This is a genomic window from Gammaproteobacteria bacterium (assembly GCA_028817225.1).
GTDB lineage: Bacteria > Pseudomonadota > Gammaproteobacteria > Poriferisulfidales > Oxydemutatoraceae > Oxydemutator.
In genome coordinates this window covers 49,030-61,491 of the sequence record JAPPQC010000011.1, presented here as the reverse complement: position 1 = coordinate 61,491, position 12,462 = coordinate 49,030, and the positions used below count along the sequence as shown (strand labels likewise).

Here is a 12,462-nt window from a genome sequence, read left to right as displayed (position 1 = left end):
CGGCATGATGGGACTCTTTCACAAACACGACGCCCTGCACCTGACGCTGCCGCAGGTGTCGCCGCTGCTGTCGCCGTGGTACCACGAGGACTACGGCGGCAAACTGCTGGAGGACACCGAGGCCGTCGTGGCGGACTGGGTGGAGCAGGCGGTCGGCTATTTCGCGCTCGACATCCGCTCGTTCGAGTCCGGGCGCCGGTGGCTCGACAACGGCCTCATTCACTCGCATTTCGCGATCAGTTGCGCGCGCCAGGCGGACAGCCAGGTGGTGGGGGATTTTTCGCGGCTGCCGATTGACTCCGGCAGCCTCGACCTCGTCGTCGCGCACCATGTTCTGGAGTTCTGCACCGACCCCCACGAATTCCTGCGCGAAGTGGACCGCACGCTGATTCCGGAAGGGCGGCTGATTGTCGTCGGCTTCAACCCGCTCGGCGTCCACGGCCTGCTGAAATGGTTCAAGCCGCGCCTGGCGCCGCCGTGGGGCGGGCGTTTCTACCCGGCGCTGCGCGTCAGGGAATGGCTTTCGGTGCTCGGCTTTGATGTCGAGAAAACGCGCTATTTCGCGTTCCCTTTTTCGTTCTCGAAAAAGCGCGCGGGGCGGCGGGCGTCGCGGCTGTGCCGGCGGGTTCTGCCGTTCAGCGGCGCGTTGTTCGCGCTGCTCGCGGTCAAGCGCCTGTCGCGGGTCGTCCCGGTCGCCGGCTCGTGGTCGCCCGGCAAGGTGCTGGCGGGCAAAAGCGTGCAGCCGACGACATTTGAACGCAGCGCGCCGCGTCTTTCGCACGGAGGGGAGAAAAATGCCCGAGGCGCGCCTTGACATCTACATTGACGGCGCCTGCTCGCGCAATCCGGGGCCGGGAGGCTGGGCCGCAATCCTGATTTACCAGGGGCGCGAGAAGGTGGTCAGCGGCGGCGAGATGGACACGACCAACAACCGGATGGAGTTGCAGGCCGCCATCGGCGCGCTGTCGGCGGTGCGGCGGCGCTGCCCGCTGCGCGTCGTCACCGATTCGCAGTATGTGAAAAACGGCGTTGAGCAGTGGCTTGCGCGCTGGAAGAAAAACGGCTGGAAGACCTCCGACAAAAAGCCCGTCAAGAACATGGATTTGTGGCAGGAACTCGACCGGCTGACGCAGCGTTTCGACATTGACTGGCGCTGGGTGCGCGGCCACAGCGGGCACCCGCAGAACGAGCGCGTGGATCAGTTGGCGAAGCGGAATATTCCCGGGGGGGCATGAGTGGACAACGCGCGCCAAATCGTTCTCGACACCGAAACCACGGGGCTGGAGCCGGGCGCCGGCCACCGCATCGTTGAAATCGCCTGCCTTGAACTGGTCGGGCGCACGCTGACCGGCGAGCAATTCCACCGCTATGTCAATCCCGGGCGCAAGAGCGACCCGCGCGCGCTGGAGGTGCACGGGCTGAGCGATGCGTTTCTGGCCGACAAGCCGCGCTTCGGGGAAATCCGCGAGCACCTTTGCGAGTTTGTGCGCGGCGCCGAGGTGATTATCCACAACGCCGAATTCGACCTCGCCTTTCTGGACGCCGAAATGGAGCGGCTCGGCCTGCCAGGCTTTGTCGAGCAGACCAACTGCAAGGTGTGCGACTCGCTGGCGCTGGCGCGCAACGAGTTTCCGGGCCTGCAAAACAGCATTGACGCGCTGAGCGACCGTTTCTCGATTGACCGCTCGTCGAGGGACGAGCACCACGGCGCGCTGGTGGACGCCGACCTGCTCGCCAGAATCTATCTGGCGATGACCGGCGGGCAGACGGCGATGTTTATCCAGGCGCACGGCGCCTCCGGGGACGAAAACCTGCCGCAACTGGCCGGTCTCGGCGGCGCGCAGGCCGGCGGCCTGCCGGTCATTCCGGCCAGCCCCGGCGAGACCGCGCGGCACGGGAAGTTTCTCGACAGACTGGAGCGCGAATCGCGCAAGGGTTGTATTTGGCCCAAAAACTGATAACTTTGCATTTCCGATGAACCCAAAACCCTGGAGACAATGAAAATACGCACGGCAATGGCCGTCGCGCTCGTCGCGTCGGCGTCTTTATCCGGCTGTGTCACCGAGGACGGCGCGCGCCAGCACGCCGGCCAGGGTGCCGACGGCCCGTGGGAAGCCTCGCTCTACAGCGCGGGCGGCGGAGCCACCGAGATGTTCGGCCCGTTTGAAACGCGCGGTGAATGCGCCGACGCCGCAATGGAACGCCTCGGCGCGGACGACCGCAACGACCGCCCGATGGCCTTCAATTGCACATTGATGCGGCGGTAACCGCCGCCGCTCACCGGCGAAGATTCTCGCGCACAACCCTGGCGAGCGCCGCCGAGTCGAGGTCGGCGCCGCCCGCGTCCACCAGTTCGCGCATGCGCTGCGCGGCCAGCGCGAGGCCGTCGAGGCGAATGCCCATCGCCGCCGCCGACGCGGACGCGATGCGAAGGTCTTTCCGGTGCAGCCCCGCCTTGAAACCGGGGCGGTAATCCTCTTCCAGCATCCGCCGCCCGTGGACTTCCAGTATCCTGCTGTTGGCGAAGCCGCCGAGCAGGGCCTCGCGCACGCGCGCGGCGTCCACGCCGGCGGCGTCGGCGAATTCCAGCGCCTCGGCGCACGCGAGTATCGTCTGCGCGACGAGAATCTGGTTGCACGCCTTCGCGACCTGGCCGGCGCCGCTGCCGCCGATGTGCACGATGTGCCGGCCCATGACCCGCAGCAGCGGCAGCGCGCGCTCAAACGCCGGCTTCGGGCCGCCGGCCATGATCGAGAGCGCGCCCTCGACGGCGCCGGCCTCGCCGCCCGACACCGGCGCGTCGAGCAGCGTGATTTCCTTGTCGGCGAGGCGCGCGGCGATGTCGCGCGTCGCCTCCGGCGAAATCGTGCTCATGTCCACCGCCAGACTGCCGGGTGCGGCGCCGTGGATGACGCCGTCGCCGCCGAGCAGCACTTCCTCGACATCGGGCGTGTCGGACACCATCGTGATGCAGACGCAGGCCCGGCGCGCGGCGTCGGCGGGGCTGCGGCAGGCGACGGCGCCCTGTTTGGTCAGCGGCGCCATCGCGTCGGCGCGGCGCGCGTGGACGAACAGCGTATGCCCGGCGGCAAGCAGGTTGGCGGCCATTGGCCGGCCCATGATGCCAAGCCCGATAAATGCGATTTTTTCCATTGGCAGTGATTCCGATATGATAGGGGGATGAAAGCCTATTTTAACCAACTGCCGGGGCTGCTCGGCAAGGGCCTCGCGCCGTTTTACCTGGTGTCGGGCGAGGAGCCTTTGCAGCAGATGGAGGCCGCCGACAAAATCCGCGCCAAAGCCGCGGCGGAAGGCTACGGCCACCGCGAGTTTTTCTTTATCGAGCCGGACTTCGACTGGAGCCGCCTTGATGTCGCCGCCGGCAACCTGTCGCTGTTCGCCGAGCGGCGTTTCATTGACATCCGGCTGCCCGGCGACAAACTGCCGGCGCGCGGCGCCGAGTTCTTCAGGGAGGTGCTGGAGTCGCCGCCGGAGCAGGTGCTGTTTCTGGTGCAGGCGCGCAAGGTGGACGGGCGCGCGGCGTGGGTGCGGCGCGCGACCGAACGCGGCGTCTGGGTGCAGGTGTACGGCAAGAATCCGGGCGAACTGAAAGCCTGGCTGCACGAGCGCATGTCGCGCCTCGGCGTGGCCGCGGGCGAGGGCGTCGTCGAACTGATCGCCGAACGCGCCGAGGGCAACCTGCTGGCCGCGGCGCAGGAGGTCGAGAAACTGAAGTTGCTGTGCGGCGACAAGACGCTGGAACTGGAAGAGGCCGGCAAGATCGTCGGCGACAGCGCCCATTACAGCGTCTATGACCTGGCCGACGCGGCGGTCGGCGGCGACGGGCGCCGGGCGGTGCAGGTGCTGGAGGGGCTGCGCGGCGAGGGCGCGCCCGAGGCGCTGGTGCTGTGGGCGCTGGCCGACCAGGTGCGCCGCCTGGTCTCGATGGAGCAGCGCCTGGCCGCCGGCGACAGCCGGGAGTCGGTGCTGCGGGGGGTGTGGAAGGCCAAGCAGCCGGTGTACCGCAAGGCGCTGGCGCGCGGCCTGCGTCACCGCTGGTGGGGGCTGCTCTACGCCTGCCACGAGGCCGACAGGGCCGTCAAGGGCCACGGCGCCGACGACGCCTGGCATGAACTGCTGAGACTGGTGCTGCGCGCGTCCGGCGCCGGCGCATTGCGCCGGGCGCCCGCCGCCTGACGATGAACGATTCAACGCACAATTCCGGCGCCGATGTCCGCGCCGGCCTGAAACAAATCGGCGCGGCGGCGAGAACCTGCGCCGCGGTCATCGGCGCCGCCGAAACCCCGGTCAAGAACGGCGCGCTGCACGCGATTGCGCGGCAACTGGACCGGTCGCGCGAACAGTTGCTGAAAGAAAACGCCGCCGACCTGGAAGCCGCGCGCGCGCGCGGCACCGGCGGCGCCATGCTCGACCGGCTGGAACTGACCGCCGCGCGCATGGACGCGATGATTGCCGGCGTGCGCGAGATCGCCGATTTGCCGGATCCGGTCGGCGAGATCAGCGGTGTGCAGGCGCGCCCTTCGGGCATCCGCGTCGGGCGCATGCGCACGCCGCTGGGCGTTGTCGGCATCATCTACGAGGCGCGCCCCAATGTGACGGCGGACGCCGCGGCGCTGTGCCTGAAATCCGGCAACGCCTCGATTTTGCGCGGCGGCTCGGAGGCGATTCACTCCAACCGCGCCATCGCCGCGTGCATCGAGCGCGGCCTCGGCGAGGCCGGCCTGCCGGCGGCCTGCGTGCAGGTCGTCAAGACGCCGGGGCGCGAGTCCGTCAGCGCGATGCTGGCGCTGGACGACTGCATTGATGTCATCATCCCGCGCGGCGGCAAGGGGCTGATTGAGCGCGTCGCCGCCGAGTCGAAGATTCCGGTCATCAAGCACCTGGACGGCATCTGCCATGTCTATGTGGACGACGGTGCCGACATCGGCATGGCGCTGGACATCGCCGAGAACGCCAAGGCGCAGCGCTTCGGTGTCTGCAACGCGATGGAGACGCTGCTGGTCGCCGAAAGCGTCGCCGCCGAATTTCTGCCGCGTTTCGCCGCGCGCATGCAAAAGCGCAAGGTCGAGTTGAGGGGCTGCGACAAGACGCGCCGCGTGCTGCCGGACATCGCCGCCGCCGCCGACGGCGACTGGCGCGAGGAATACCTGGCGCCGATTCTGTCGGTGAAGACGGTGGCCGGCATGGACGAGGCGATCGCGCACATCGGCGCCTGGGGTTCGAAGCACACCGACGCCATCGTCACCCGCGACCACGCGCGCGCGATGCGTTTTCTGCGCGAGGTGGATTCAAGTTCGGTCATCATCAACGCCTCGACCCGTTTTTCCGACGGCCATGAATACGGCCTCGGCGCCGAAATCGGCATCAGCACCGATGTGCTGCATGTGCGCGGCCCGGTCGGCCTGGAAGGGCTGACGACGCAGAAGTTCGTCGTCTTCGGCGGCGGCCAGGTCCGCGAGTAGTCGGAGTTGCCGGGGAACTGCCGGTGATCGCGGTCATGGGAGGCGTCTTCGACCCGGTCCACTTCGGCCACATCAAGCCCGCCCTTGAACTGCTGTCGCGCCCGCAAATCTCGCAGGTGCGGCTGATGCCGTGCCGCGTCCATCCGGACAAGGGCGAGGCCGGCGCCGGTGCGCGCCACCGGCTGCGGATGCTGGAACTGGTCGCCGGCGCCGGCCTTGTCGTGGACGGGCGCGAACTGGAGCGCGACGGCGTGTCGTACACCGTTGACACGCTCGGGCAACTGCGCGCCGAGGCCGGCGACGAGCAGCCGCTGGCCTTCGTCGCCGGTCAGGACACGGCGGCGAACATGCCCGGTTGGCGGTGCGCCGCGCGCCTGGCGTCGCTCGCCCACCTGATTGTGCTGGCGCGCCCGGACTGCGGCGCCTGTTTGTTGCCGCCGCCGTGGCGGCGCGCCGAAGATTTGGCGGCGCTCGCGGCCAGCCCCGCCGGTTGCGCGTATCTGGTGCGCAACCGGCCGGTTGCCGCCTCGTCCGGCGCCATCCGCGCGATGATCCGGCGGCGTGAGCAGCCGCGCTACCTGCTGCCGGGCGCCGTCTGGAACTACATTCGCCGCCACCGTCTTTATGGCTGGAACGAACACCGTGACTTCTGAGCGCCTGCGCCGCCTGGTGCTCGACTGCCTCGGCGACATGAAGGCGCACGATGTGGCGGACCTGGATGTGCGCGGCAAGACCACCATCACCGACCGCTTCATCATCGCCACCGGCACCTCGAACCGCCACGCGCAGGCCGTTTCCGACCGCATCATCGAGACGGCGCGCGAGAACGGCGTCCGGGCGCTGGGCGTCGAGGGCCGCGACACCGCCGACTGGATACTGATTGATCTCGGCGATGTCGTCGTTCATGTGATGCAGGCCGCCGCGCGCCGGTTTTACGACCTTGAGGAATTGTGGCAGACCGCGATTTGATTTCGGCGCCGCGCAAGACGGCTTATTTCGCGCTGGTCGCGCTCGCCGCCGTTGCGGCGCTGCTGGCCGTGCTGACGCTCGCGGCGCGCTGGTTTCTGGCTTCGGTGGGTGATTACCGCGACGAATTCGCGGCTGCCGCAAGCGAGGCGCTCGGCGTCGAGGTGCGGGTGGATTCCCTCACCGCGCTGCTGCGCGGCGGCGACCTCGGCGTGCTGGCGTCGGGGCTGGTGCTGGGGCCGGTGTCGGTGCAAAGCGCGGCGGTTGAACTGGACGCGCTGCGCTCGCTGCTGCGGATGCGCGCGGAAATTTCCGGCGTGTATGCCGCCGGCGTTGAACTCGACATCGCCACCGACGGCCTGCGCCCGCCCGCCGGCGGTTCGTCCGCCGCCGTTCCCGGACTTTCGCCGGCGCTCCTGCTCGCCTTTCCGCATTTGCAGATTGAGGATGTGACGCTCAACTGGCGCGATACCGCCGCCGGCAAGACCCGCCGGTTTGACAACGCGCGCATCGTCTTGCAGCGCCCGGCAGGTTCCGCCGGCGGCCTGCGCGTGCTGGTCGAGGCGGATTTGCCGCCCGCGCTCGGACGGCGCCTGCGTTTTGTCGGCAATCTGCGCGACGCCGGCGCGCCGCAAGATGTGGAGTTTCAGATGGAACTGGACGGCGTCGAGATGGGCGGCAACTGTGAACTGGTGACGGGCGAACGCTGCTGGGAAGGGCGGGTTTCGGGCGAATTGCGCGGGCGGGCCGACGGCGCCGGCGTGCAGGTTGCGCTGACGGACGCCGTGTTGCAGCCCGGCGCCGCGCCGTCGCCGGAGGCGGCCTTTCCGCTCAGCGGCGGCGTGCAATTTTCGCGCGGCGCGACGGAGCATCTGTCGTTTCTGGTGACGCTCGCGGACTTGCCGCTTGGCCGCATCGCCGACTGGCTGCCCGAAGGGCGGTTGCCGGCGGCGCTCGACGCGTGGCTGCGCCGCGCGCCGGTCGCGGGGCGCGTGACGCAGGCGCAGGTTCTCTATGCCGGCGCGCCGTCGGACTTTTCGTTTCTTGACGGCGCGCGTGTCACCGCCGCCATCGCCGACGCCGAACTGAATTACCGCAGGGGCCACCCGCCGCTGCGCGGCGTGGAAGCGAATCTGCTTTTTGAGAACGGCGCCCTGCGGGCGGACATCTCGCGGCTGCGGGTTCTCGACACCCGCTCCGAGGACACCGTCGTCACCATCGCCGATGTTCGCCGCCCGCTGTTGTCCGTCACCGCCGACGGGCGCGGGCCGCTCGCCGATGTCTTGTCGCATCTGCATCATCTGAAACTGTTCGACGCCTACGGCCTGACCACCGCCCACCTCGCCGCAAGCGGCGACAGCCGCCTGCGGCTGAACCTGGAAGTGCCGCTGAGCCGCAAGGTCAAACGCAAGACCGTGGTTTCCGGCACGCTTGACTTTGAGGATTCCGGCCTCGCTTTTCCGGTGTTGGGCCTGGACTTTGACAAACTGCGCGGGCGTCTTGCGTTCAACCGCGCCGGCGGCAGCGCCGACAACATGAACGCCGAACTCAGGGGGCGCGCGGTCACGATTGCGGCCCGCCGCGTCGCCGGAGGCACGGCGCTTGACCTGCGCGCGCCGCTGGCGCCGTATCCGGACTTTGCCGACCTGATGGCCGCCGCCGCGCCGCCGGCGCTGAAAGATTTTGTCGGCGGCGAGGCGCAGTGGCGCGCCGAAGTGCTGGTGCCGAACCTTGGCGCCGCGGCGGCTGCCGGTGGCGGCTTCAAGGTCAGACTGACTTCCGACCTGCGCGGCATTCGCGTTAATCTGCCGGCGCCGCTCGGCAGGGACGGCGAACAGGCCGCGACTTTTGTGTTGGAGACCGGGCTGGGCGCGGCGCCGCGCCGCGTCATCTACGGCGATGTTTTCGATTGGGCGCTGCCGCCGCCTGGCGGTGCGCGGAGCGAGTTGCGGCTCGGCCCCGGCCCGCACAAGGCCGCGTCCGGCGCGTCGTCCGTCGTGCACGGCGCCATCGGGCAACTGGACTTCGGCGAGTGGCTGGCGTGGTGGCGCGCCCACGGCGACCGCTTTGATGGCGGTGAGGCGCCGCCCGTGCCGGGCGCGGTGGATGTCGTCATCAGGCAGGCCGCCTTCGGCGGGCAGGCGCTTGGTGAACTGGCGCTGAAAACCGCGCGTCTGCCCGACGGGCGGCTGGAGTTGCGCGTTGATTCGGATTCGGTCAAGGGCAGCGTCACCTTTCCGAAAGCGCAGGCCGACAATCCGCGCGTTTATCTTGACTTCAAGCGTTTCGGCCTCAGCGACGCGATGTTTGCGGGCATCGGAGGCGGCGAAAGCGGCGCCGGCGATGCGCCCGATCCCGCCGGCCTGCCGCCGCTGGCGATTCGGGCGGACGAGTTTCAGCTGGACGAGATTGCCGTCAACGACCTGCGCGTGATGACCAATCCGGCGGAATCGGGCCTTGAAATTTCCAGGGCGTCTTTCAGCAAACTCGCCGACGGGGCGGTGGTCGGCGAAGTGCGGCTCAGCGGGCGCTGGAGCGGCGGCGAGCGGCAGCGCAGCACGCTGAAACTGGAGGCGGAAAGCGGCGACTACGGCAAACTGCTGCGGTTGTGGGGTTTCCGCACCAGCCTGAAGGGCGCGCAGGGCACGGTGCGCGGCGATGTCGCCTGGAACGATTCGCTGTTGCGGTTCAGCCTCGGCAAACTCGAGGGGGAGGTCGTCATTGACACGCAAGACGGCACCGTCGAGACGGTCAAGCCCGGCGTCGGCAAACTGCTGGGGCTGCTGAACATCTCGGAGATCGCGCAGCGCTTCACGCTCGACTTCAAGGATGTGTTCGACAAGGGTTTCGCCTTCGACACGATGAGCGGGCGCCTGGTTTTCGGCGGCGGCGACATGACAACCGAAAACTTCATCATTGACGGCCCCGCGCTCAACCTGGCCATCAGCGGGCGCACCGGCATCGCCGCGCGCGACTACGACCAGCGCATTGATGTGGTGCCGAACCTGAGTTCAACCTTGCCGCTGATGTCGGCGCTTTTCGCCGGCCCGCTCGCCGGCGCCATCGTTTTTGTGGTGGACAAGGCCGCGCGCCTGGGCCGGAGAGTGGACCAGGTCGTCACGCTGCGCTATGCGCTGAAGGGCAGTTGGGAAAACCCGCAGGTGAAATTCATCGGCGCGCCGAAGGCGCGCCTCAAGTCCGGCGGCTGAGCGCCGCCCCGCGCCGGCGGCGGGGCGGCGCCGAACAACCCTACTCGTGGCCGGCCATCGCCGTGAACAGGTTCAGCAGGTGCGTGAACAGCACATAGATGTTGGCGTACAGCGACACCGTCATCACGACATAATTGGTTTCGCCGCCGTGCAGCATGCGGCTGGTGTCGTACAGAATCAGCCCCGACATCAGGATGACCGCCGCCGCCGAAATCGTCAGCGACAGCGCCGGGATCGCCAGAAACAGGTTGGCGACGATGGCCAGCAGCACGACAATCAGTCCGACGAACAGGAAGCCGCGCATGAAACTGAAGTCGCGCTGCGTCGCCAGCGCATAGGCCGACAGGCCGGTGAACATCACCGCCGTCGTCGCGAACGCCGACAGGACAATCTGCGGCCCGTTCGGCAGCCCGAGGTAGAGCGTCAGTATCGGCCCCAGCACATAGCCCATGAAGCCGGTGAACAGGAAAGTCAGCGGCAGCGACCAGACGCTGTCGCGAAACCGGTAGATCACGAACGGCATGCCGATAAAGACCGCAATCATGATGAACCAGTTGATTGGCTGCGCGCCGACGGCCATGGCGACGCCGGCGGCGGCGGCGCTGGTCAGCAGTGTCAGCGTCAGCAGCAGGTAGGTGTTGCGTATGACCCGGTTGGTTGCCAGAACCAGGGTCTGCGTGCGTGAAATGGTTTGTTCCATCAGGGTTCCTCCATCGTGTCTGGAATGGCCGTATTATAGCCCATGCCGCAAGTCCGCGGGGGATTGCGGAAGGCCGGATTTCCCGAAAATTGCCGTTAAATCAAGGAAACATGATTTCCGGCGAATGGCCGAACAATCCGATTGAAAATATTGTATATCTTATTGAGTATTTGTGTAAGAATATACACATCGGCTACCGCCCGGTAGCCCATAAAAACAAAATCCCAAATTACATTGGAGGACTATGGAATGAAAGGGAGACGAACGATTGCCCTGGTTGCAATAGCGGTCGCTCTGGCTGGAGTTTCCAATCTGCATGCAAACACCAAACTGATGAAGATGTCGGAAGACGCGAATCAGTGGGTGATGCCGACGGGCAACTACGCCAACCACCGTTATTCGGAACTGAAGCAAATCACCTCAAAGAATGCCAAGGACCTGAAGGTTGCATGGACCTTCTCGACCGGCGTTCTGCGCGGGCATGAAGGCAACCCGCTGGTTGTCGGGAACATGATGTATGTTCATACGCCGTTCCCCAACATCGTGTATGCGCTTGATCTGGACAACGATGCGAGCATCGTGTGGGAATACAAGCCGCAGCAGGATCCGGCAACGGTTCCGGTCATGTGCTGTGACACCGTCAACCGCGGCGTCGCCTACGCCGACGGCAAGATTTTCCTGTATCAGGCGGATGCGACACTGGTCGCGCTGAACGCCAAGACCGGCAAGAAAGCCTGGAGCGTCAGCAATGGCGACATCTCCAAGGGTCAGACCGGAACGGCGGCGCCGATGGTCGTCAAGGACAAGGTCTATGTCGGCATCAGCGGCGGTGAATTCGGCGTTCGCGGGCATCTGACCGCGTACAACACGAAGACCGGTAAGCGAGTCTGGCGCGGTTATTCAATGGGCCCCGATTCCGACACCCTGATGAGCGCGAAGACGACTCATCTCGGCAAATCCGTCGGCAAGGATTCCGGCATCAAAACCTGGAAAGGGGATCAATGGAAAATCGGCGGCGGCACGACCTGGGGCTGGTATTCGTACGACCCCGACCTGAACCTGGTTTACTACGGCACGGGCAACCCGAGCACCTGGAACCCGGTTCAGCGCCCCGGCGACAACCGCTGGTCCATGACCATTTTTGCGCGTGACGCCGACAGCGGCCACACCAAGTGGGTCTATCAGATGACGCCTCACGACGAGTGGGATTACGACGGCATCAACGAGATGATTCTCGCCGACATCCCGGTCAAGGGCCAGACCCGCAAGGTGCTGGTGCACTTTGACCGCAACGGCTTCGCCTACACCATGGACCGGGTGAACGGCGAACTGCTGGTCGCCGAGAAATTCGACGATGTGGTCAACTGGGCGACGGGCATTGACATGAAAACCGGCCGTCCGATGATGGTGAACAAGTACAGAACCGAGTACAACGGCGAAGATGTGCTGTCGAAAGACATCTGCCCGGCGGCGCTGGGAACGAAAGACCAGCAGCCGGCGGCTTTTTCACCGAGGACGAGGCTGTTCTATGTGCCGACGAACCATGTCTGCATGAACTATGAGCCTTTCAAGGTCAGCTACACGGCGGGTCAACCGTACGTGGGCGCGAACCTGGACATGTTTCCCGCACCGACGCGCCCGGGCGCCACGGACCGCGGCCCCCACATGGGCCGGTTCATTGCCTGGGATGCCGACAAGGGCAAGGAAGTCTGGGCGATTGACGAGAAGTTCTCCGTCTGGAGCGGCGCGTTGGCGACCGCCGGCGATGTGGTCTTCTACGGCACGCTGGAAGGCTACCTGAAAGCGGTGGATGCCAAGAGCGGCGAAGAACTGTTCAAGTTCAAGACGCCTTCCGGCATCATCGGCAATGTCATGACCTACATGCATGGCGGCAAACAGCATGTTGCCGTCTATTCAGGCGTTGGTGGCTGGGCCGGAATCGGCATGGCCGCGGGCCTGACCGGGGATCGTGACGGTCTGGGTGCTGTCGGAGGCTATCGCCACCTGCAGAACTACACCCGTCTGGGTGGCGGCCTGACGGTCTTTACCCTGTAACTTCGATGTTGTTTGGTCCGGCCTCCGAACCGTCCGGTTCGGGGGCCGG

General features: G+C 66.6%; 12 protein-coding genes. 10 read left to right on the top strand and 2 right to left on the bottom strand.

The features are described from left to right. The first annotated feature begins 4 nt into the window (after positions 1–4). Genes OXU50_01265 through OXU50_01250 form a run of 4 tightly spaced genes read left to right on the top strand, consistent with a single transcriptional unit; the run spans position 5 to position 2,267 of the window. A complete protein-coding gene (locus tag OXU50_01265; GenBank protein ID MDD9868522.1) occupies positions 5–814 on the top strand; it encodes a methyltransferase domain-containing protein in 810 nt (269 codons plus the stop codon). After that, positions 795–1,235, top strand: a complete 441-nt coding sequence (gene rnhA / locus OXU50_01260) for a ribonuclease HI (GenBank protein MDD9868521.1) — start codon at positions 795–797, stop codon at positions 1,233–1,235. The genes OXU50_01265 and rnhA overlap by 20 nt, the downstream gene beginning before the upstream one ends. Then, a complete protein-coding gene (gene dnaQ, locus OXU50_01255; protein MDD9868520.1) occupies positions 1,236–1,958 on the top strand; it encodes a DNA polymerase III subunit epsilon in 723 nt (240 codons plus the stop codon). It abuts the gene before it with no gap. 39 nt (positions 1,959–1,997) lie between these two features. Then, entirely contained in the window at positions 1,998–2,267 is a 270-nt protein-coding gene (locus OXU50_01250) for a hypothetical protein (GenBank protein MDD9868519.1), read from the top strand. Positions 2,268–2,277: 10 nt separating this feature from the next. On the opposite strand, the gene OXU50_01245 is transcribed toward OXU50_01250, so the two are convergent. Beyond that, a complete protein-coding gene (locus OXU50_01245) occupies positions 2,278–3,153 on the bottom strand; it encodes an NAD(P)-dependent oxidoreductase (GenBank protein MDD9868518.1) in 876 nt (291 codons plus the stop codon). Between the two features lie 27 nt (positions 3,154–3,180). Between OXU50_01245 and holA the strand changes: the two genes are divergently transcribed. From holA to OXU50_01220, 5 genes are read left to right on the top strand one after another with little or no spacing between them, the layout of a single operon-like run. Next, positions 3,181–4,197 carry a DNA polymerase III subunit delta gene (gene holA, locus OXU50_01240; protein ID MDD9868517.1) on the top strand — a complete coding sequence of 339 codons (1,017 nt, stop codon included), beginning with the start codon at positions 3,181–3,183 and terminating at the stop codon, positions 4,195–4,197. Positions 4,198–4,199: 2 nt separating this feature from the next. Next, the gene (locus OXU50_01235) at positions 4,200–5,483 is read left to right on the top strand and encodes a glutamate-5-semialdehyde dehydrogenase (GenBank protein ID MDD9868516.1); all 1,284 of its coding nucleotides are present in this window, start codon (positions 4,200–4,202) and stop codon (positions 5,481–5,483) included. Positions 5,484–5,506: 23 nt separating this feature from the next. Then, positions 5,507–6,136, top strand: a complete 630-nt coding sequence (gene nadD, locus OXU50_01230; protein MDD9868515.1) for a nicotinate (nicotinamide) nucleotide adenylyltransferase — start codon at positions 5,507–5,509, stop codon at positions 6,134–6,136. Next, the gene (gene rsfS / locus OXU50_01225) at positions 6,126–6,452 is read left to right on the top strand and encodes a ribosome silencing factor (GenBank protein ID MDD9868514.1); all 327 of its coding nucleotides are present in this window, start codon (positions 6,126–6,128) and stop codon (positions 6,450–6,452) included. Before nadD ends, rsfS begins: the two co-directional genes overlap by 11 nt. After that, positions 6,434–9,658: a DUF3971 domain-containing protein gene (locus OXU50_01220; GenBank protein ID MDD9868513.1), complete on the top strand. Its 3,225-nt coding sequence runs from the start codon at positions 6,434–6,436 to the stop codon at positions 9,656–9,658. Before rsfS ends, OXU50_01220 begins: the two co-directional genes overlap by 19 nt. Before the next feature lie 40 nt (positions 9,659–9,698). Here the strand turns inward: OXU50_01220 and OXU50_01215 are convergent, their stop codons facing one another. Beyond that, on the bottom strand, positions 9,699–10,358 hold the full coding sequence (locus OXU50_01215; GenBank protein ID MDD9868512.1) for a Bax inhibitor-1/YccA family protein: 660 nt from the start codon (positions 10,356–10,358) through the stop codon (positions 9,699–9,701). A gap of 249 nt (positions 10,359–10,607) precedes the next feature. On the opposite strand from OXU50_01215, the gene OXU50_01210 reads away from it, so the two are divergent. Then, positions 10,608–12,413 (top strand): methanol/ethanol family PQQ-dependent dehydrogenase, encoded by a 1,806-nt coding sequence (locus OXU50_01210; GenBank protein MDD9868511.1) that lies wholly within the window; start codon positions 10,608–10,610, stop codon positions 12,411–12,413. The last annotated feature ends 49 nt before the right edge of the window (positions 12,414–12,462 follow it).